The following is a 21,867-nucleotide window of genomic DNA, read 5'->3' as shown; positions in this document are numbered from 1 at the left end:
AAGCGAAAGTTTCATGTACGGTGTGAAGCGGGGGAAAACTTGGAGATAACATCAAAAAGTTACCTATCGCTATAACGAGGTGGTTGGAAAGAAAACTTGCCAGAAATTGCGGATGAAATCAATATTCTCAACTTGACTAGTAAACCAGAAAATCAAGGCTTACTTGATCCTTATGTGATTATGAAGAAAAAGAAAGATTCAGAAAGTTTAGCGATTGATATCCTGACTTTTTTAACAGGAATTTCCAGTCGGGATGGGGAGAAGTTTCCAGTGTTGCGCAAAGCCATTCGGACGGTTACCCAAAGTGATCAACGAGGATTGCTGCAAGTCATTAAAGAGCTTCGAAAGGAGAACTCTCCAGTCGCGGAAAATATCGCCGATCATATCGAGTCCTTTACCGATTATGATTTTGCCCATTTGCTTTTCTCAGACGGCTCAATTACCCAATCGATTAGTTTAGATAAACAGTTGAATATCATTCAAGTAGCGGATTTGGTTTTACCAGATGCAGAAACTACTTTTGAAGAATATACCACAATGGAGTTGCTGAGTGTTTCCATGCTAATTGTCATTTCAACTTTTGCCTTAGATTTTATCCATAGCAACAGAGAAATTTTCAAGATTGTGGACTTGGATGAAGCGTGGTGTTTTCTTCAAGTGGCACAAGGGAAAACATTATCGAATAAGCTCGTTCGTGCAGGTCGAGCCATGAATGCAGGGGTTTATTTTGTCACGCAAAATAGTGACGATATACTGGATGAACGCTTGAAGAATAATATCGGATTGAAGTTTGCTTTTCGAAGTACCGATATTCATGAAATCAGGAAGACTTTGGAATTTTTTGGATTGGATCAAGAGGATGAAAGTAATCAAAAACGTCTGCGAGATTTGGAAAACGGCCAATGCTTGATGCAAGATTTGTATGGTCGGGTAGGTGTGGTCCAAGTTCATCCAGTCTTTGAAGAACTCTTCCATGCCTTTGATACTCGTCCGCCTGTTCAAGAGAGAATGGAGTGAGGAGATGAAAAAGAAACTTTTTCGGATTGCAGGAATCGTTTTTATTAGCATCATCACTCTGACAGTTGTATTGAGTTTAGTCGGTACGATAGCCGTGGCAACAAGTCTGGTTGACGATACAGTTGAAGCGGGAAATCTATATTCCCAATATTCACTGAACAACTATCAACTAGATTTCTTTGTGGATAGCTCTTGGGATTGGCTGCCTTGGAATTGGGGCGATGGTCTAGGGAAGAACGTGATGTATGGTCTTTATGCCATTACCAATTTTATTTGGACGGTTAGTCTCTATTTATCAAATGCCACGGGCTATGTAGTTCAAGAAGCCTATAAATTGGATTTCATTTCGGATACAGCTGAAAGTATTGGGAAGAATATACAAACCTTAGCCGGCATTACCGAAAATGGATTACAGACCTCGGGCTTCTACTTTGGATTTCTACTATTGATGATTTTAGCTCTAGGAGTTTATGTGGCGTATACCGGTCTACTCAAACGAGAAACTACAAAGGCAGTCCGAGCCGTGATTAATTTTGTAATGATTTTTCTATTTTCTGGTTCGTTCATTGCTTGTGCACCTACTTATATCACAAAAATCAATGACTTTAGCTCAGATGTTAGTGAAGCGGCTCTTAGCCTTGGGACCGAGATCGTTGTACCGAATTCTGAAAACCAAGGGAAAGATAGTGTCGATTTGATTCGGGATAGCTTATTTTCCATTCAAGTCCAACAACCTTGGTTACTCTTGCAATTTGATGATTCCAATATAGAAGAAATTGGCGAAGACCGAGTCGATAAAATCTTATCCGTGAGTCCAGATGAAAATAAAGGCAAAGATCGGGAAGAAGTCGTCAAGGCCGAGATTGAAGACAATGACAATGCGAATTTAAGTATTACCAAGACCATGAACCGCTTAGGGACCGTGGTCTTTTTGGTGTTGTTCAATATTGGGATTTCCTTCTTTGTTTTCCTCCTAACCGGGATTATGTTGTTCTCCCAAATTCTCTTCATTATCTTTGCGATGTTTTTGCCGATTAGTTTTTTATTGTCCATGTTGCCGACTTATGAGAGTTTGGGAAAGAAGGCGATTATTCGTTTATTCAATACGATTATGATGCGAGCGGGAGTGACCTTGGTGATTACAACTGCTTTTAGTATCTCCACGATGTTTTACAATATTTCGGCGACCTATCCCTTCTTTATGGTAGCTTTTCTACAAATTGTGACCTATGCCGGTATCTATTTCAAATTGGGTGACATTATGAGTATGTTCAACCTCCAGAGTAATGACAGTCAGTCAATGGGCAGACGGGTGATGCGAAGACCGCAAATGTTAATGAATCGTAAATTACGGCAACTCAATCGAAATGTGGGCCGAACTCTGGCCTTTGGTGGAGGTGCAGTAGTTGGAAATAAGTTGTCAAAGGATCAACAAAAGTCCAGATTGTATTCTTCTGGTTTTTCTCCACGAAAGAATCCGTCGCTACCTAACAATAACGAGGCATCACCTGACTCGACTAAGGAAAATCCAATCTCAAAAAATAAGAAACAGTCTCGAATGAATTTAGCTGGGAGAAAAATAGGCAAAGTTTTGGATATCCAAGCTTTGGTGAAAGATAAGACCAAACAAGTAAAGGATCAAGTACGAAGCACACCGACCAACTTGAAATACAACCTCCATAAAGGAATTGAAAAAACGAAAAAAGCACCAGAAGAATTTAAGCGCGGACTTGTCCAAGAAAAAGTAAATCGAGCGGAGTTGCTAGAAAAACAACGACAATGTAGAGATGAAAAAATGGCTGAAAAGCGCAAAGTATTGAACGAAACAGGGAATCGTCATGGAAAAAGACGGGGAAATGTTCCAATAAAAACAGAGCTCCAACCTCAAAAAGATAGAGCGCCGAAAAGAGAAGCACCAAAGCGGATTGTGAGAGCAAATCCGAATCCCGAAATCAAACGAAAACTAACTAGTCAGGAAAGTGTTTCAAAAAGAATAAGTCAACCATCAAGTAAGAAAAATTCTTTCCAACAAGTGAAACAGAGGTCTACACTGCCCAAGCAAACCAATCAAAAAGTACAAAAAAGAATGAACTCTCGTCCAAAATCAAGGTCGGGTGAGAAAAAATGAACGTAAAGAAATTAAGTATCATTTCGTTAACCCTCCTGTCAATCTCCTTTATGGGTATCTTGATGTGTGTGGGCTTGTTGTTTGGTGAAGACAGTGGAGGAAGTAATAGTTCAGGTGCTTCTCCTGGGGGAAGTAATGTCTCAGAAGAAGTTTTGAAACACCGTGCAATGGTGGAAAAATATGCCAAGGAATTAAACATCTCAGAATATGTCCTGATTCTTTTGGCGATTATTCAAGTGGAATCGGGTGGCACAATGGAAGATGTTATGCAGAGTTCGGAGTCAGCCGGGTTGCCACCGAATTCATTAAGTACCGAGGCATCCATCAAACAAGGATGTCTCTATTTTGCGTCTTTGGTTAAGCGTTCCAAAGAATTAGGTTGTGATCAAGATAGCATTATTCAAGCGTATAACTATGGTGGCGGGTATCTGGATCATGTCGCGAAAAACGGGAAGAAGCATAGTTTTGCTTTAGCAGAATCTTTTTCAAAAGAAAAATCTGGCGGTCAAAAAGTCGATTATCCAAATCCCGTCGCAATTGAGGAAAATGGTGGATGGCGCTATAACTACGGCAATATGTTTTATTGCTTATTAGTGAAGCAATACCTAACTACAACACAGTTTGACGATAAAACAGTCCAAGAGATTTTTGACGAGGCGTTTAAGTATGAAGGAACGGCTTATGTATTTGTTGGCTCAAGACCCGAAACGGGATTTGATTGTAGTGGCTTGACTCAATGGTGTTATGCCAAAGTTGGTCTGAAACTTCCTCGGGTGGCTCAAGATCAGTATGATGCCATGACCCATATTGACTTAAAAGATGCCAAACCAGGTGATTTGGTTTTCTTTCATTCGACTTATGATGCCGGTACTTATGTGACCCATGTCGGTATTTATGCAGGAGAGAATCGGATGTTTCATGCAGGAGATCCAGTGGGCTGGACAAATCTAACAGAAAGCTATTGGCAGCAGCATCTTATCGGTGCTGGACGGTACAAATAAGAGAAAAGAGGAAAGATAATGAAGATAAAAATTGAATGGATTCAAAAGGAAAAGACTCAGAAAAAGAAGAAAGGACGAGTGATTTCAGTGGGGAAGCATCGAAAACTGGTGCTTGCCCTTTGGCTTTTATTGATAAGCAGTTTGTCTTTTGGTGTTTATAAAAATTTTACCGCCATTAATCAGCACACGACCCATGAGAAGGTGGTTGTAAAAGAAAAAATAGTGAATACTTCTGGAGTTGAAAATTTTACGAAGGATTTTGTGAAAGAATATTTTTCATGGAAGAATAATGAGAAAGCAATTGAAAAAAGAATGAGTAATCTTAGACAGTACCTTACTGAAGAAGGAATCGCTTTGAGCCAAGATATGGTTCAAGTAGATATTCCTACTAGTTCAGAAGTTCAATCAGTAAAAATTCTTGATGTTGAAAAAAGGTCAGATGATTTTGTCGTTTCATTTTTATTAGATCAAAAGATTACAGAGGGGAAAAAATCTCAACAAATTTCTTCTGCCTATCGAGTGATTGTTTTTGAAGATGAAAAAGGGAATCATATTGTGACAAGTTTGCCTACCACAATTGCAAAACCAGATAAGGCACAATATGAGACAAAACAAGTAGAAAGTGATTCAGAAATTGATGCCAAAACAACAGAAGAAATAACCGAGTTTTTAGAGACTTTCTTTAAAATTTATCCAACTGCTTCTGAAAAGGAACTTGAATACTATGTTGAAAATAAAGCATTTCAGCCGATTAATAGTAATTTGATATTTATAGAATTAGTTAATCCTGTTTTTCAGCAAAAAGGAAAAGAAATTCAAGGAGAAGTCTGTGTTAAGTACCTTAATAATACAACCAAAATAAATAGTACCTTTGAGTATTCTTTTACTCTTGAAAAGGTAGAAAACTGGAAAGTTATTTATATTAAATAGAGATAGAGCAAATCTTTGAGTTTTAATTAAAATGAAATACTCTCATAAAGGATGACCAAAAATATAACTATTTTTAGAGGTGTTTATTTTCTTATCAATAGTTTTTATGTAACCTTCTAATTTGAAGAGGTATTACTAAAAATTTAGTGTTGATATAATGATTCTATTCATAATTGTTAATTCTGTTATTTTATCACTTTAATGGATTCAACGATTTGAGAATAATTTTTTTTAGAGTTAAAATAAATGTGTCAAGTGTAAAAAGGATGCTATCTATACAAAATGTTAAGTAAGAAAAGCAAATGCATTATTTAAAATTAGAGAAATTTTTAACTATTTTATTAAAGATGAAGTACTCTTAATCCAGTATAATCATTTTATTTAAGAGAAGAATAAAATCATTTTTTTAGGAGGTAAAATATGTGTACATCAGTTATTTATTCAACACAAGATCATTATTTTGGGAGGAATTTTGATTATGAATTATCTTATAAAGAAGTAGTTACTGTAACACCAAGAAATTATAAGCTGACTTTTCGTAAAGTAAGTGATTTAGGTACCCATTATGCAATGATCGGGATTGCTGCTGGTATAGCAGATTATCCGCTGTATTATGATGCTACTAATGAAAAAGGATTAAGCATGGCTGGTTTGAATTTTGCTGGTTTTGCAGATTACAAAGAACCAGTTGGTAATAAAGACAATGTCACCCCCTTTGAATTTATTCCTTGGATTTTAGGGCAATGCAGTACAATAGCTGAAGCAAAAGAATTGTTGAATAAAATCAATTTGGTCAATATCAACTTTAGTGAGAATCTTCCGCTGTCGCCTTTACACTGGTTAATAGCTGATAAAGAATCTTCGATCGTTGTAGAAAGTATGAAAGATGGCCTTCATATCTATGATAATCCTGTTGGTGTCCTAACGAACAATCCTTCTTTTGACTATCATTTGTTTAATTTAAATAACTATCGTGCTTTATCTAGTAAAACTCCAGTCAATACCTTCTCCGAAGCAATTGAATTGAATGAGTATAGTCGAGGAATGGGCGGAATTGGGTTGCCTGGGGATTTGTCCTCGATGTCTCGATTTGTGAAGGCTGCATTCACGAAACTGAATTCTGTATCTGGTGATTCAGAATCAGAAAGCATCAGTCAATTTTTCCACATTTTAGGGTCTGTCGAACAGCAAAAAGGATTATGTGATGTGGGGGATGGGAAATATGAATATACCATCTATTCTTCTTGCTGCAATGTCGATAAAGGGATCTATTATTATAGAACATATGGAAACAGTCAAATAAATGCGATAGATATGAATAAGGAAGATTTAGAGGGTAAACAAACAGTAAGCTATCCCTTGTTAGAGGAACAAAAGATTCATTACGTGAATCGTTAATAGCACAAAAATCGAACAAATGTATTTTAGATAATACAATATTTTATTTCAAATTACTTCCCGTTAGTTCTTATTACTAGTACTCAAGATCTGAAAAAGACTTTTATTGACTAAGTAAGAATATTACTTGATATGCTACTTACTTTTTGGATAAGAAATAATGACTAAATGAGGATAATGCAAGCTTAAAAGCCCCGTATGTTTGTGAAGCTAAGAAATCAGTTGTAGTATTATTATATAGGAATTTAATATAAGCACACAGGTATAGTATTTATGGTTGTGTAGTTCTGTTAAGCTCTGTTTAGGATTGTTCCAGTTTTTCTAGCGTTATCGAGTGAAACAATAGTTGCTCAATTCTAAATGTAGACGAAATAGCTTCAGCAATAACAAATTTCTTTTAATATATTGATAAGTGATTACCAGATTAAATTGAAGAGGCTGCGACAAAAGTCATTTTTGTTAAGCTAAAAGCGAATTAAAAAATGTTTATAATTACAATCGTTTGTTTAAGATTCTATGAATTATTCTGGAACGCTGCAAAACCGATACTTTATAAGTATAAAAGAGATGACTTTAGATCCTGAACAAGGAATTTGAAGTCATCTTTTTATTTAATTTAATCTTTATATGTATTATTCATTATTGATTGGCATCTCTTTTTAATTCAATAGGCAAGGAGTATGGAAGTATGCAATGATGATATGTAAAAAAAAAGATAGATTATCAATAAATTATTTAAGCATAGTGATTATATTAAACTGAAATGAACGATATATAAATGAAATGATTAGTAATCGGTAACTATAATATATTTTAGTAAGAAAGGAGGAAGTTATATGTTTTCTAAAAACAATCGGCAAATGCTTTTAAAAAGAACAGAAAAAAGAAAACTTAGCTATTCTATTAAGAAACTAAGTATAGGTGTTGCATCTGTTTTAGTTGGAATTTACATTGGTTTCGGTGGAGCTGAGAGTGGAAATGCTCAAGTAGTAAATAATTCTGGAAACCTTTTGGGTTCTTCTGAAGTTATGAATGAATCAATGGAAAAACCAGTTATTCTGGATGCAGCAACAGAGGCCCCAGACTCAAACTTAGTAAGTGATGAAGGTGCAGCAACAGAGGCCCCAGACTCAAACTTAGTAAGTGATGAAGATGCAGCAACAGAGGTTCCAGACTCAAACTTAGCAAGCGATGAAACTGTACCAGCAGAGGAACCAGTCGCAAATGAAGCAAGCAATACAACCGTACCAACAGAGTCAAGTATAGCAACTCGCAATGCTACTGAAGCTCCGATAAATATTGATGCAATTGAATCTGGAAAAGTTAAGACAGGCGGACAATTGACGAATGCAGGTAATATCATAAGTGGGTGGTTAGAGCTTGCACCTCAGTCAGCTGTAGGATATACACCAGGTACAGGAGCAAGTACCAAGTTGAATGGCTATACGGTAAATGCTCAGTGGATTGATACAGATGGAGCAGTAAGCCCTATTTATTCAGCTGTCACGCATAACTTAGCAGGAGCTGCTTCTAATGGTGGAGGAGATGGAGTTTTTGCATTTGAGCTACCTACATGGATAGATGAAACTGGGGTAGAACATAAATTTACTTACCAACTTCAAAACAAAGATTGAAATTATGGCTGGCACCTAAACAATTATCACCAGATGGAAATGAGTTAATTACATTTCGTCCAGTAGTTGGAAATACACCTGGTTTTTCAACACCAACAACAGCGGGGGCTTTTTATTTAGCAGGAGCAAATTTACAGCGTGCAAGTATTTATGTAGTTGAACTGCCGAGTAAAGAGAATTTAGAAGCATTTGTAGGAAAAGAAGATACTTGGATTTATGACGATAAAGGACCAGATAGTAATCCGTCTAATATCGTGGGAGGAACTAATAGAGTTTCTGGAAAAGTTTGGTGGGAAACATCAAAAAATGGTACTACTTTCCCAACTAGTACAAGCGAAAACTTTGTAACTCAAACAGCAGATGAAGCAAAAACAGGATTCAGAGTTGTTACTAGTGTCCTTACCCCAGAGGGAAAAGCAGCAATAGAATCTACACAAAACGCTAATAATGCGTATGATAAGGTTAAGGAACAATTAGCCATATTAAAAGCTCATCCTGAGTATATACAAGAAACTGTAGTGGCTCCAATTGTAGATGGAGAATATACTGCTCATTTTACTAATGATATTGATGTTGAGGCAATGTATCAATTTGTAATAAATGGGGAGGGAGAAATTCAACTAGCATATAGCAATTTCCCGATTCTTGCTTATGGGTCACCAAGAGAATATACACATTCAAATCCATTTATTACGGCAGGTCGACAACAAGTATATAACTCTCATTTTGCATTAGTTCCTAACTTAGATGAGTTTAACATTGACATAACTAACTATGATACAACGAAAAATATTGCTCTTCCAGGAAACACTGCAGTCAGTGATGTTCAAACTATCTTTAATGTTGGTTCGACAGTAGAAATTGTGTGGTCAAATAAAGATGGGGAGATTAGTAGAACATCTGTTTCTACAATAGATGATGCTAAAAAAGCAGCAATATTTACTGTTCCATCAGATATAAAGGAAAATACAATTTATACTGTAGAGTTAGTGGTAAATGGTGTTACGGTCGATGCAGATAGTTTCCTTGCAAGATTAGCTGAAGACGCAGATAAATACGAGCCAAAAGCAGAGCCGGTTGAGAAACCGTATGGGGAAGCAACAACAGAAGAGGATGTAACAGATGCAGTAACGGTACCAGGTTATCCTACAGGTGGAGATCAACCAGAAGTTACGGTCGATCCGGGAGCAACATTACCAGATGGGACAACACCTGGCACAGTAGAAGTACCTGTGACAGTAACGTATCCGGATGGATCGAAAGATCAAATTAAAGTACCAGTAACTACACTAGAAAAAGTGATTGATCGTACAGATGATCCGAGTCAACCGACACCAGCAGGGTATGTACGAGTAACGTTTGAAGCTGGGGAAGGAAGTTTCGCAACGGATGCGAAGACGGTGTTTGATGTAAAAGCTGGAACCGCAGCAACTGAAGTTCCAACACCAACGGTGACTGCACCAACGGGTAAAGTACAAAGTGGGTGGAATCCGGAATTACCTGCGAACTATGATAAAGCGGGAACATATACTGCTCAGTTCAAGGCTCAAACAACAGACGCAGATAAATACGAGCCAAAAGCAGAGCCGGTTGAGAAACCGTATGGGGAAGCAACAACAGAAAAGGATGTAACAGATGCAGTAACGGTACCAGGTTATCCTACAGGCGGAGATCAACCAGAAGTTACGGTCGATCCGGGAGCAACATTACCAGATGGGACAACACCTGGCACAGTAGAAGTACCTGTGACAGTAACGTATCCGGATGGATCGAAAGATCAAATTAAAGTACCAGTAACTACACTAGAAAAAGTGATTGATCGTACAGATGATCCGAGTCAACCGACACCAGCAGGGTATGTACGAGTAACGTTTGAAGCTGGGGAAGGAAGTTTCGCAACGGATGCGAAGACGGTGTTTGATGTAAAAGCTGGAACCGCAGCAACTGAAGTTCCAACACCAACGGTGACTGCACCAACGGGTAAAGTACAAAGTGGGTGGAATCCGGAATTACCTGCGAACTATGATAAAGCGGGAACATATACTGCTCAGTTCAAGGCTCAAACAACAGACGCAGATAAATATGAGCCAAAAGCAGTTGGAGAAAAAGTAGAAGTTGGAGAAAAAGTAGATTTAACGGATAATGTTACAAATTTACCAGAACTACCTAAAGGAACGAAAGTGACTGATATTACTCCTGATGGGGAAATTGATACTACAACACCAGGAAAATATCAAGGGACAATTGAAGTAACGTATCCAGATGGATCGAAAGATCAAATTAAAATACCTGTAGAAGTTGTAGATACAATTGCTCCTGATAAACCTAAAGTTGATCCTATTAAACCAGGAGATAATGAGGTAACAGGTAAAACTGAACCAAATATTGATGTAACAGTTAAACTACCGAATGGGAGTGAATATTATGGTTCTTCTGATGATAAAGGAATTTTCAAAGTAAAAGTTCCTAGTCTAGAAGCAGGTGATAAAGTTATTGTTACAGCAACTGATAAATCAGGTAATACAAGTGAACCAACGACTGCCATTGTTTCTCCTAGTAATACAGAATATGTGACATCAGGAGAAAATAACAAGATTATTACAAGCCCTCAACGAAAATTAGAGAGCGGTATTGGGTTACCTTTGCAAGTAGGATTTAAAGAATTACCCAAAACCGGTGAATCAAGTAATGACATGATTACTATTAGTGGGGGAGTTGTTTTCTTGAGTATGTTGGGACTACTTGGGTATAAAAAAAGAAAAGAGAACGAATAGAAGTTAGAAGCTTAATTCTTCTCGAAGAAGAGGAAGAGTATTTTCTTCCTCTTTTTAATTAATGAGGTGAAATAAAATGTATTCTAAAAAAATATATTTTTGGGAGATCCAAAGTCTAGCTTCTTTTGTAGAATATGAACGAAAAAAAAACTCTCAAGAAAAGGTTGGCTTAACAAATAATGACTATTATGTATTGAAGATAATAGAGGAATTATGTAAGGAAGCTCGAAATTTGATAAAAGGAATCTCAGAAGAAAATTTTAAATTAACAATGGGTAATCTTGTAAAGGTAGACGCTAAGATTTGTTTATATCTATTTTTCTTAATTAACAGTCAATATCTAGATTATTCAGAAATTCAACAGGTTGTGGATCAAGAGTATTTAGAAGATTATTATGATAGTTTTTTTTCTCAGATAGTTTAAATGATTATAAGCTTATTAATTACAGAAATATAGGGGATGGAAGGTACGTTGAAAAAAATAGTAATTGTAGGTTCTAATCACGCAGGATTATCATTAACTAAGTGCTTACTTGAAAGTGAAACGAAATATGAAATAATTCTTATAGATAAAAAATCAGTAGTTAGTTATTTAGGATGCGGCTTATCTTTACTTCTAAAAAAAGAAGTGTCAGATATGAGTTCTTTATTTTATGTAGATATGCAACAATTAAAATCTAAAGTTTCTAATCTTTACATGGAAACAGAAGTTTTAGATATTGATACTGTTGAGAAGAGAGTTCTTTGTAAAGATAAATATAACAATTTATTTTATCAAAATTATGATAAATTGGTGTTGGCTACTGGTTCTAGTCAATTTACATTGGATATACCAGGAAATGAATTAGTACAGAACTTTATGTTAAAGGATATTTCTGATGTATCAAAAATCATCAAAAATTTGAATGATCCAGCAGTAAAAAGTATTGCTGTTGTAGGAGCTGGATACATAGGTGTTGAGTTGGCAGAAGCAATTTCCAGATGTGGAAAAAATGTATATTTATTTGATGCTGCTAATCGAATGTTATCGATGCACTATGATGAACCGTTTTCAAATATTATCGAACAAATTCTCCTAGAAAATAATATTAAAGTCTGTTTGAGAGAAACTCCAATACAGTATCTAGGAGATAAGAGAATAGAAAAAATAGTGACTAATTTGAAAGAATACAAGATTGATATGGTTGTTCAAGCTATTGGTTTCACTCCTAATAGTAAATTGGGGAACAAAAAATTATTAAGACATTTAAATGGAGCATACTTGACAAATGAATACCAGCAAACAAATGTAAAAGATATTTATGCAATAGGTGATTGTGCAACAACATTTTCAACTGTGTTAAATCGAAGTGATGTAGATTTTTCTGTGTCTAATGCTTTAAGAACAGGATATATTGTAAGTCAACATCTCGAAGGACAAAGTTGTAACTTACAGGGAACGCAATTTGCAAATGGATTCTCTATTTTTGGCTATAACTTTTATTCGATTGGTTTAAATTCAAAATGGGCAAATTTGATGGATACAACATTGAAATTTGTAGATGTTGAAGAAAATATTAGACCAGAGTTCATAAAAAATAACAATTCGATAAGACTTAGGATTTTTTATCATGGTAAATCAAGAAAAATTATGGGAGCACAATTTGTTAGTAAAGAGGAATTGTCCAGTTTGTTAATGCTGTTTTCTTTAATTATACAAGAAGGAATAACTGTCGATAAGTTAAAAACTCTAGATTATTTATTTTATCCAATGTTTAGTAAGCCATATAATTTTCTTATCAATGCTGTTAATAAAGCAAAATAAAAGTATGAGGTGAAATATTTGAAAAAGATACTAGTGTTAGCAGTTATTTTATTCATGTTAGTTAGTGGTGTTTTATTGCTTGGACAAAATTTTTGGGGTGTTAATAAAAAAAATAAGATGAATTCAGAGACATCGATTAGTGTTGAAAAGAAGATTGTCCCCGAATTAAGTGTGGAAGCAAGTGTTTTAGATAGAGGTTCAGTGATTGAAGACGAGAAATCAGTAAACGAACTATATCAAGGAAATATAGATTTTGAAAATGCAAATCCGAAGCACCTCTATATACTCTCTATATCACTCAAAGGAGAAGATGGACAATTTGTGGATCCTGATGGGGAACCTTTAGAAGTAAAAAAAGATATAATTCTGAAAAGAAAAGAAGGAATTGTACATGTAAAACTAACGGGTAATAAGCCAATGCTCAATCATATTAAAAAATTAAAAAATGTTAAGGTAGTATGTGATTTAAAGGAAAAATAAAGTTTGCTTTGATAGAATATAGTTATCTATTCTAATTAAAAATGAGAGGGAGATATCTATGCCTCAAGATAAAGAGGTGTTATTAAAGTCGTTACATGTTTGTTTGAGATTGCCAATTCTGATTTTTGATAAAGAATTTAATCTTGTTGAAGAATATCGTTCGAATAGAACAATTTCGTTCTTTTATAATTATAAGCTATTACTAAAGAGAATAGTTAATGATCGAGATTTCTTTTATTATATTAATGGTAATTTTAACGAAATGTTCTTATTGTATGTAAATGGAGAAAGAAATTATTTGTTTGGACCATTTAAATGCAACTTTATAGATAAAGAATTTTTTCAGCTCAAAATGGATCAACAACATATCAGTTTAAGTAATCAAAAAACTCTATATGAGTCATTGAGTGAGCTACCACTTTTTTCTCTTGGGGATGTAAGAGACATATTAATTTTAGTTCATTATTTTTTTACAGGAAAAATTGAAGATGTACTGCATATTCAATTGCACAATTATGTAAAAGAATTCTCAGAATATACTGAATTAAACAAGAGAATTGATGATTTAGTATCACAGAATTATGATCCAGAGATATATTTATTTTTATATGAAAATAAAATATTAGAATATGTTAAGAATGGTGATGTTGAAAAACTTAGAGATATGGTTTTTCAACTTAGTAACGGTATAGTTCCAGCAATTAGTGGAGATACAATTAGATCAGAAAAAAACTATTCCATCATTGTTTTTGAAAAATTAGCTCAGACTTCAATATCTTTTGGAATGGACATCATAAATGCTTATCAAAATAGAGATAAATTTGTGCGTAAGAATGAGCTAGCAGTATCTTTAAATGAAGTTCTACAAATAAGAGATGCTTCAATTGTTTTTTATACAAAAGAAATTGGGAAAGAAAAAACTAAAAAGCTGTCACCGTTAATTTCTTCAGTTGTCCAATATGTAGGGTTAAACATTTATAAAAAGATAACTGTAAAAGAAATTTCAGAGTACTTTTCAATAAGTGAAACCAAATTAAGGACAAATTTCAAAGAGGAAATGAACACTACTTTGTATAACTATATTATGAAACGTAAAATTTCAGCAGCTAAGGTAATGTTAAAATCTAATAATACAATTAGTGAAGTTGCTTTTACACTTGGTTTTTCTGATTCCTCACATTTATCAAAAGTATTTAAGAAATATACAGGAATTTCGCCAAAACAATTCCAGCAGAAGATTAATTAAAGATAAAATTCTCTACAATTATTGTACTATTATAAAAGACCATGTGTTCAATTAACTTTGTTAATATAAAATAGTTCATTTTCTTTTTAACACTTTTTATGAAGAGGGTTGCTAATGAATAAAAAAAAATTGACTGATAATGTTTATGAGGCTACTCAAAAAAGATTTAAATTTATTTTTGAGGAATTTGAAAATATTTATGTTTCTTTTTCAGGAGGAAAAGATAGTGGCTTGTTACTACAGTTATTATTGGATTTTAGAGATAAATATTATCCTCAAAAAAAGATAGGAGTCTTTCATCAGGATTTTGAAGCACAATATAGTGCTACAACAGACTATGTTGAAGAAGTATTTGCATCTTTGACTCATAATGTAGAAAGATATTGGGTATGTTTACCTATGGCCACACGTACAGCTTTGAGTAGCTACGAAATGTACTGGTATCCCTGGGATAATGAAAAAGAAGATTCTTGGGTGAGAGAGATGCCAAAACATGATTACGTAATAAATTTAGATAATAATACTATAACAACATATAGATATAAAATGCATCAGGAGGATCTGGCAAAGCAATTTGGCAGGTGGTATAGACAGATTAATAAAAATAGAAAGACAATTTGTTTGTTAGGTATACGAGCAGATGAATCTTTACAAAGATATAGTGGGTTTATAAATAAGAAATATAGCTATAAAAATAAATGCTGGATCACTCAAAATTTTAAAGGAGTATGGTCAGGTTCTCCGTTATATGATTGGACAGTTGATGATGTTTGGCATGCATATTATAAATTTAGCTATACATACAATAATCTATATAATCTATTTTATAAAGCAGGATTAAGTGCATCTCAAATGCGTGTCGCTTCTCCATTTCAAGATTACGCCAAGGAGTCTTTAAATTTATACAGGGTAATAGACCCTAGAATATGGGTAAAGCTTGTTGGAAGAGTTCAAGGGGTAAATTTTGCTAGTATTTATGGAAAGTCTAAGGCTATGGGATATCGAACAATAAGTTTGCCTGAGGGACATACATGGAAATCATATACACAATTTTTATTATCTACGTTACCAAATGACTTACGAAATAACTATATAAAAAAATTTAATAAATCTATAAATTTTTGGCATCATGTAGGGGGAGGATTAGAAGAAGAAACAATTGAAGAATTACTGAAAAATGGTTATCGTATAAAAAGAAATGGTATATCAAACTATACTATATTTAAAAATTCTAGAATTATTTTTTTGCAAGATATTCCAGATGACACTGATGATATAAAAAGTACAAAAGATATACCTAGCTGGAAGAGAATGTGCTTTTGTATATTAAAAAATGATCATATTTGTCGTTTTATGGGTTTCGGTTTAACCCGTATCCAACAAAGAAAGTTAGACTTTCTTAAAAGTAAATACAAAAGTATCGATGATATATAAATATATAATATATTAAATATCTTTGATTGATTATAGAAATGATAGTTAGTTACAGGAAGTGAATGTAAATGGAATCAGGGAAAAAAAGTCCTGTTTATAATGTTAAATCAGTAGATATAAAGAAAGTATTTCCGAATGATTATAATCCTAATTCGGTAGCAACTCCGGAAATGAAGTTATTGTATGAAAGTATTAAGAATGATGGTTATACGATGCCTATTGTATGTGTTTACGATGAAGTTGAAGATAAGTATATTATTGTTGATGGTTTCCATCGTTATCGAGTAATGATGGAACATCGAGATATATATGATAGAGAGAATGGTATGCTTCCTGTTTCGGTTATTGATAAGCCAATAGACCAAAGGATGGCTAGTACTATACGGCATAATCGTGCACGAGGAAGCCATGATGTAGATTTAATGAGTAATATAGTTAAAGAATTGCATGAGCTTGGACGTTCAGATGCGTGGATAGCTAAGCATCTTGGAATGGATAGTGATGAGATATTGCGTTTAAAGCAAATCACCGGATTAGCTTCATTATTTAAGGAGCATGAGTTTAGCGATGCTTGGGAACCAGATGAAGAATTACTTGAGTAACCTCTATTGCATTCAGTAGAATGATTCATTGACAATAGTTTTTTTTAGTAATAATCATTGTCAATGAATCCATACAACGTCAAATTACTTATACAATTATAGACAAATTTATATTGTGAGTGTTACAAAATTGAATACAAATTTGTTTTCTGCTCATAATAATCGTACCTACTGAACAATAGAAATGTTTCTGTGAGTTTTAATGAAAAGTGAAGGTAGTATCATACTTTTCATATTTTAGATAGCGAACTTAGTAACTGTTTTAAATAATCTTTTGAATGGTTTTCTTTTTTTGTCATAAATTATCTTAGAGTATTAATTCTTCTTCACAAAAAATAGAAAGCATGGATTATGTATAGATATATTAAACTACAAAATCATAATTTTCTAGCTTTTTATATATGCATAATGCAGATGCTCCAATAGCTCCGTTAATTTTTTGATAGGGCTTTTTTATAATTTCTTCTTGTTTAGGAAAAACTAGTAATTTGGGTTCTACATTTAATAATTGTGTTAAAAAATTGAAAATGTTTTCATTATCAAATATTTGTCCATGTAAAAATATTTTAGCAGAATCAAGAATCATATTTAAATTATTTAGAGTTAAAGCAATATAATTGAGCGCATTGTCAAATATTTTTAGAATAGCAGGATCTCCAAGATCATATGCAGTAAGAAGTGTTTCCATAGAAAGTTCTGATTCAGTATCAACTAGTTGATGTAAAAAAGTAGAAGTGGAGTTTCTATAGATTGATTGTGAATACTTTAATAACCATGTTTCACTAGTGTATGTTTGTAAGCACCCTCTTTTTCCACACTCACAGTACTGTCCATCTAAATTTACTACAGTATGTCCTATTTCACCTATTAAAAAATTCTCCTTGCTAAAAATATCTCCCTTATAGAAGTAAGAACAATGAATCCCTCGACCGATATGAAAAAATAAAAAATTCTCATTTCTTTGACTATGGAAAAAATGTTCTGCCAATGCCATACAATTTACGTTGTTTTCAAAAAAAACTGGAATCTCTACGGAGTCTATAATTTTTTTTAGATCAAAATGCTTCCATGTATAGTTATTAGTAAGTATTTTACTGGAATAATTATAATGACCAGGCAATGCAATTCCAATTGCAGAGACAGGGACAGTTAATGATCTATAAAAAGATAGAAGATTTTTAATAAATACATCGCTAGTAATAAATATTTCTGATGTATTTATGGAATAAATTTTTTTTGAAAAAATTTTCCCGGTATTATCTGTTAAAACGTAAGAGTAAAATGATTCGGTTATTTCAGCTCCAATAAAAAAACTATGCTCTTGGGAAACATCCAATAATATCTTTCTTCGTCCAGCTTTAATTGTTTCGTTATAGGATTCTCCCAATTCGTATAAAAGATTTTTCTCTATCATTATTCCTGTAAGAAAACTAACTGTAGCTGGTGTAATACCGGTTTTATTTGCAATGTCAATTCTAGAAATCGGTCCTTCAGGAAAAATTACATTCAGTATTTCAGAACACAATTCTTTTTGTTTTTTTGTGAGTTCTATTTTAAACACCTCCAGGATCTATTGGAAATTATAGCATAGAAATTAGTATAATAGTTGACTTACAATTTCAAAAAAACAGTAATGCTTCTAATTCTATATAGTTTACCTGTAGATATTTTAACGGGTTTTATACTTTGTATTGACAAAAAATAATTCTAAGTTGTAAGATATAATTGGTAATAGATTATTATCAAAAACTATGTTGAAAGGGGTTTTATAGTTTTAAAAACGAATCAAAATTTTTTGGATAATTGACTTGAAATTGAATTAATGAAGGGGGGAGTTTATAGAGTTTATTTGATATAGTTATGTATTTTTCAAGGAATGTTTTTTTGTTGTCAAAAGGATTATGGCTTTATATGTAGCCAAAAATTCTTAAGAAAAAAGTATAAAATTGGCTATTCATTGTTAATAAAAAATAATTATTTAATGGAACTGTAGACAAGAATGGAGAGATTTCTGTGGTTAAAAGGCTTATTAGTACAAACTCTTCAGAAATTTTGAAGATGAATGCTCAAGAATTAAAGCAAAGTATTAAAGCCAGTGAAGGAAGAGTTGTCCTGTCAGAAAATGTTGCACCGAGAGAAAGTTTTATAGGTGATATTACCAATGCTGAAATTGCGCGTGCATTTGGGGCAGATTTAATTTTATTAAATGGTTTAGACGTATTGCATCCAAAAATTTTTGGATTAGATAGCAAAGAAGATAATATTATTGAAGAGTTGCATTCTTTAATTGGATGTCCGATAGGTGTAAATTTAGAACCTGTTGATCTAAATGCCGAGTTACAAGAAGAACGTTTAGAATTAGAAATTGGGAGACAAGCAAATATACAAACTTTTAAACGGGCAGAAGATTTAGGGTTTGATTTTATTTGTTTAACAGGTAATCCAGGAACTGGCGTATCAAACAAACAGATTCTTAAAGCTATTGAAGAGGCAAGGAAAATGTTCTCTGGGTTGATTATTGCGGGTAAGATGCATGGGGCTGGAGTAGATGAAGCAATTGTAGATATGGAGATTACACAAAAACTATTAAATGCTGGTGCAGATATTATTTTAGTACCAGCTGTCGGAACAGTTCCAGGACTTCATGAAAAAGATTTAGTTGAAATTGTAAAAGAAGTTCATAAAAGAAATGGCTTAGTCCTTTCAGCTATTGGTACCAGTCAAGAAAGCTCTGATGTTTCAACAATTAGAGATATTGCAATTCGTAATAAGATTTGTGGTGTTGATATTCAGCACATTGGTGATGCAGGATATGGTGGTGTAGCACCAGTAGAAAATATTTATGAACTAAGTAAAGCAATTAGAGGAATCAGACATACAGTGTCTGTTATCGCAAGATCAATTAATAGATAGGAGAATAATGATGTCGAAAAAGATTATGTTAGCATGTGCAGCTGGAATGAGTACTAGTTTGTTAGTAACGAAAATGCAAAAAGCTGCAGATGCAAAAAATTTAGATGTAGAAATTTTTGCAGTTCCAGTGGCAGAAGCTGATCAATATGTAGAAGATAAAAATGTTGATGTTGTATTGTTAGGACCCCAAGTAAGATATATGCTTCAACAATTTGAACAAAATTTGAAACCTAAAGGTATTCCAGTTGCAGTCATTCCAATGACTGATTATGGAATGATGAATGGATCAAAAGTAATTGATTTAGCGGAAGGATTAATGAAATAGATGGAAAATATGGATGAGAAAACAATGCAAGCAGTAATGGGATTAATTATGTATGGAGGTGATGCAAAAAATAATGCAATGGAGGCAATTCAAGCAGCAAAACGATTTGATTTTGAAGAGGCAGAAAAAAAGCTAAAATCTGCTCAAGAATCTTTGGTTTGTGCACATAATTCTCAAACAAAAATGTTAACAGCGGAAGCACAAGGAAAAGAAAATACTATTACTTTGTTAATGGTGCATAGTCAAGATCATTTAATGACAAGCATTACATTTACTGATTTAGCTAAAGAAATCGTTGATTTATATAAATCCTTAGCATCTGAATAAAATGAACTAATTATCAGTAGTTTATAAACTTTGAAGATATTTTTATTTATAGGAGGGAGAAGGCGAATGAATAAATTTGAAGAAGTAGTTCAAACAAAATTGGTTCCTATTGCTGGTCGTTTTGGAAGTAATAAGTTTTTGATAGCTATTCGGGATGGTATTACTTATTCAATGCCGTTAATTCTAATTGGCTCATTTTTGATGGTGATTGCAAGTTTTCCAGTTCCAGGTTGGGAAACTTGGCTCGGGGAAGTGGGCATTTCAACGTATCTTTGGAAAGGGGTCGATTCTAGTTTTAATTTGATCGCTTTAATTGCTGCTTTTGCCATTCCTTATAGTCTGGTAAAACAGTATAAAGAAGATGGAATTTCAGCTGGTGTCATTAATATATCAGCGTTCTTAATGGTTACTCCGTTTACAATTCCTTTTTTAGATGAATCGGGTAAAACGTTAGGTTCTGTTGGAGGAATCGCACCATCATATTTATCATCTGGCGGATTATTTGTAGCCATTGTTTTAGGATTGCTTAATGGTTATGCGTATCAGTGGTTTATGAAAAAAGATATTCGTATAAAAATGCCTGAAGGAGTTCCTCCAGCGGTGTCAAAAAGTTTTAGTGCTATTATTCCTGGAACAGTAATTCTAGTTTTTTGGCTTATTATTTATGGACTGTTAGATAGTCTGAAACTACCTAATGTACATGACATAGTAAAAACAGTTTTAGGTGTTCCATTTAGTATGTTGGGAAGTACGTTGTTTGGTAATTTTATTGTAGTTTTATTAAATGGTTTATTGTGGTTCTGTGGTGTTCACGGAGGAAATGTTTTAAATAATCCGATTATGAAGCCTATTTGGTTAGCTAATTTAACAGAAAATGCGACAGCTCATAAAGCTGGACAAGAACTTCCTCATGTTTTCACATCTGTATTTATGGATAATTTTGTTTTTATTGGTGGCTCGGGTGCGACAATTGGGTTAGTTATTGCGTTAGCGTGGTTAGCAAAACGTCGTAAAGCCAGTCAACAGGCCAAGGTTCTTTCTCCTTTAACATTATTACCTGGTCTTTTTAATATTAACGAACCTACAATGTTCGGGGTTCCTGTCGTTTTGAATGTTTTAACAGTTATTCCGTTTGTTTTAGCTCCAGCAGTAAATCTCATTGTTGCTTATTTTGCGTTCAGCTCAGGCATAGTCCCTGGAACATATACAGATCCTGGTTGGACAATGCCACCAGTTATTTCAGGTTTTTTAGCAACTGGTAGCTGGCAAGCTTCTGTTTTACAAGTCATTTTGATTGTATTAGATATTCTGCTCTATTTACCGTTTATCTTTAATGTTGAAAGAAGATGGAAAGCCAGTGAACAATATAAAGATAATATATAATTAACATTTTATAGCGTTGCTAATTCATACCAGAATAATCGCTATTATAATTATTCTGGTATGAATATAAGTGATTTCACAAATATTTTGGCGGTTTAAACTCTATAGTGCATTTTTTATAAATGAGAGCGTTTTATTAATACATTGAGGTGGATTAAACTCTTCTAAAGTGTTGTAGAGTTTTATAATATCTAATTTTATCTAATATAGGAGTGAAATAATGGTGTCTAAAAGAAATGTATTATTGCGAAAACAAAAATATGCTTGCAAAGTTCAAAAATACTCTATCAAAAAATTAAGTGTTGGAGTTGCATCAGTTTTAGTAGGAACAGCTCTGTATCTAGGTAATTCTGTATCCGCTGCAGAGGTTACTGATACAGAGGTAAATAGTAATTGGAATGGCAACACTTTTCTAGACAAAAATTATAAGGTCTGTTTATGACACCATATCCAGTTGCCCTTGACAACGAG

General features: G+C 33.6%; 16 protein-coding genes and 3 pseudogenes. 18 read left to right on the top strand and 1 reads right to left on the bottom strand.

Annotated elements, in window-relative coordinates; translation table 11 throughout:
* Positions 1–75: 75 nt before the first annotated feature.
* From DVW06_RS15855 to DVW06_RS15795, 13 genes and pseudogenes are all read left to right on the top strand, one after another.
* A pseudogene (locus DVW06_RS15855) lies at positions 76–1,017 on the top strand (ATP-binding protein); the annotation flags it as partial.
* Positions 1,018–1,021: 4 nt separating this feature from the next.
* Positions 1,022–3,145, top strand: a complete 2,124-nt coding sequence (locus tag DVW06_RS15850; RefSeq protein WP_137264859.1) for a CD3337/EF1877 family mobilome membrane protein — start codon at positions 1,022–1,024, stop codon at positions 3,143–3,145.
* Positions 3,142–4,146 carry a bifunctional lytic transglycosylase/C40 family peptidase gene (locus DVW06_RS15845; RefSeq protein WP_137264858.1) on the top strand — a complete coding sequence of 335 codons (1,005 nt, stop codon included), beginning with the start codon at positions 3,142–3,144 and terminating at the stop codon, positions 4,144–4,146. Before DVW06_RS15850 ends, DVW06_RS15845 begins: the two co-directional genes overlap by 4 nt.
* Positions 4,147–4,164: 18 nt before the next feature.
* Complete coding sequence (locus DVW06_RS15840; RefSeq protein WP_137264857.1) at positions 4,165–5,076, top strand: conjugal transfer protein; 912 nt, start codon at positions 4,165–4,167, stop codon at positions 5,074–5,076.
* A gap of 420 nt (positions 5,077–5,496) precedes the next feature.
* Positions 5,497–6,474 carry a choloylglycine hydrolase gene (gene bsh / locus DVW06_RS15835; protein ID WP_137264856.1) on the top strand — a complete coding sequence of 326 codons (978 nt, stop codon included), beginning with the start codon at positions 5,497–5,499 and terminating at the stop codon, positions 6,472–6,474.
* Between the two features lie 836 nt (positions 6,475–7,310).
* Positions 7,311–7,430: pseudogene (locus tag DVW06_RS17865) on the top strand (YSIRK-type signal peptide-containing protein); the annotation flags it as partial.
* A 306-nt stretch (positions 7,431–7,736) separates the two neighbouring features.
* Positions 7,737–10,882: pseudogene (locus DVW06_RS15825) on the top strand (Rib/alpha-like domain-containing protein).
* Between the two features lie 76 nt (positions 10,883–10,958).
* Positions 10,959–11,306 carry a DUF7006 family protein gene (locus tag DVW06_RS15820; RefSeq protein ID WP_137264853.1) on the top strand — a complete coding sequence of 116 codons (348 nt, stop codon included), beginning with the start codon at positions 10,959–10,961 and terminating at the stop codon, positions 11,304–11,306.
* 36 nt (positions 11,307–11,342) lie between these two features.
* Entirely contained in the window at positions 11,343–12,686 is a 1,344-nt protein-coding gene (locus DVW06_RS15815; RefSeq protein ID WP_238696195.1) for an NAD(P)/FAD-dependent oxidoreductase, read from the top strand.
* A gap of 18 nt (positions 12,687–12,704) precedes the next feature.
* The gene (locus tag DVW06_RS15810; RefSeq protein WP_137264851.1) at positions 12,705–13,166 is read left to right on the top strand and encodes a hypothetical protein; all 462 of its coding nucleotides are present in this window, start codon (positions 12,705–12,707) and stop codon (positions 13,164–13,166) included.
* Positions 13,167–13,224: 58 nt separating this feature from the next.
* Positions 13,225–14,412 (top strand): YSIRK-targeted surface antigen transcriptional regulator, encoded by a 1,188-nt coding sequence (locus DVW06_RS15805; RefSeq protein ID WP_137264850.1) that lies wholly within the window; start codon positions 13,225–13,227, stop codon positions 14,410–14,412.
* Between the two features lie 114 nt (positions 14,413–14,526).
* Complete coding sequence (locus DVW06_RS15800; protein ID WP_137264849.1) at positions 14,527–15,846, top strand: DUF3440 domain-containing protein; 1,320 nt, start codon at positions 14,527–14,529, stop codon at positions 15,844–15,846.
* A 68-nt stretch (positions 15,847–15,914) separates the two neighbouring features.
* Positions 15,915–16,448, top strand: a complete 534-nt coding sequence (locus tag DVW06_RS15795; RefSeq protein ID WP_137264848.1) for an IbrB-like domain-containing protein — start codon at positions 15,915–15,917, stop codon at positions 16,446–16,448.
* A gap of 364 nt (positions 16,449–16,812) precedes the next feature.
* On the opposite strand, the gene DVW06_RS15790 is transcribed toward DVW06_RS15795, so the two are convergent.
* A complete protein-coding gene (locus DVW06_RS15790) occupies positions 16,813–18,009 on the bottom strand; it encodes an ROK family transcriptional regulator (RefSeq protein WP_202977527.1) in 1,197 nt (398 codons plus the stop codon).
* Positions 18,010–18,461: 452 nt separating this feature from the next.
* On the opposite strand from DVW06_RS15790, the gene DVW06_RS15785 reads away from it, so the two are divergent.
* From DVW06_RS15785 to DVW06_RS15765, 5 genes are all read left to right on the top strand, one after another.
* Positions 18,462–19,361, top strand: coding sequence for a DUF7916 family protein (locus DVW06_RS15785; protein ID WP_170081580.1), 900 nt, complete (start codon positions 18,462–18,464; stop codon positions 19,359–19,361).
* Positions 19,362–19,368: 7 nt separating this feature from the next.
* Positions 19,369–19,686 carry a PTS sugar transporter subunit IIB gene (locus DVW06_RS15780; protein ID WP_137264847.1) on the top strand — a complete coding sequence of 106 codons (318 nt, stop codon included), beginning with the start codon at positions 19,369–19,371 and terminating at the stop codon, positions 19,684–19,686.
* A 9-nt stretch (positions 19,687–19,695) separates the two neighbouring features.
* Entirely contained in the window at positions 19,696–20,013 is a 318-nt protein-coding gene (locus DVW06_RS15775) for a PTS lactose/cellobiose transporter subunit IIA (protein ID WP_396336521.1), read from the top strand.
* Between the two features lie 66 nt (positions 20,014–20,079).
* Entirely contained in the window at positions 20,080–21,396 is a 1,317-nt protein-coding gene (locus DVW06_RS15770) for a PTS sugar transporter subunit IIC (protein WP_077454692.1), read from the top strand.
* 223 nt (positions 21,397–21,619) lie between these two features.
* Positions 21,620–21,838 (top strand): YSIRK-type signal peptide-containing protein, encoded by a 219-nt coding sequence (locus DVW06_RS15765; protein ID WP_161569487.1) that lies wholly within the window; start codon positions 21,620–21,622, stop codon positions 21,836–21,838.
* The last annotated feature ends 29 nt before the right edge of the window (positions 21,839–21,867 follow it).

Origin of the sequence: Enterococcus sp. ARL09-542 (assembly GCF_005234805.1) — a bacterium.
GTDB classification, from domain to species: domain Bacteria; phylum Bacillota; class Bacilli; order Lactobacillales; family Enterococcaceae; genus Enterococcus_D; species Enterococcus_D gallinarum.
The sequence above is the reverse complement of the archived record's forward strand: the minus strand, read 5'-3'. Positions and strand labels throughout refer to the sequence as shown.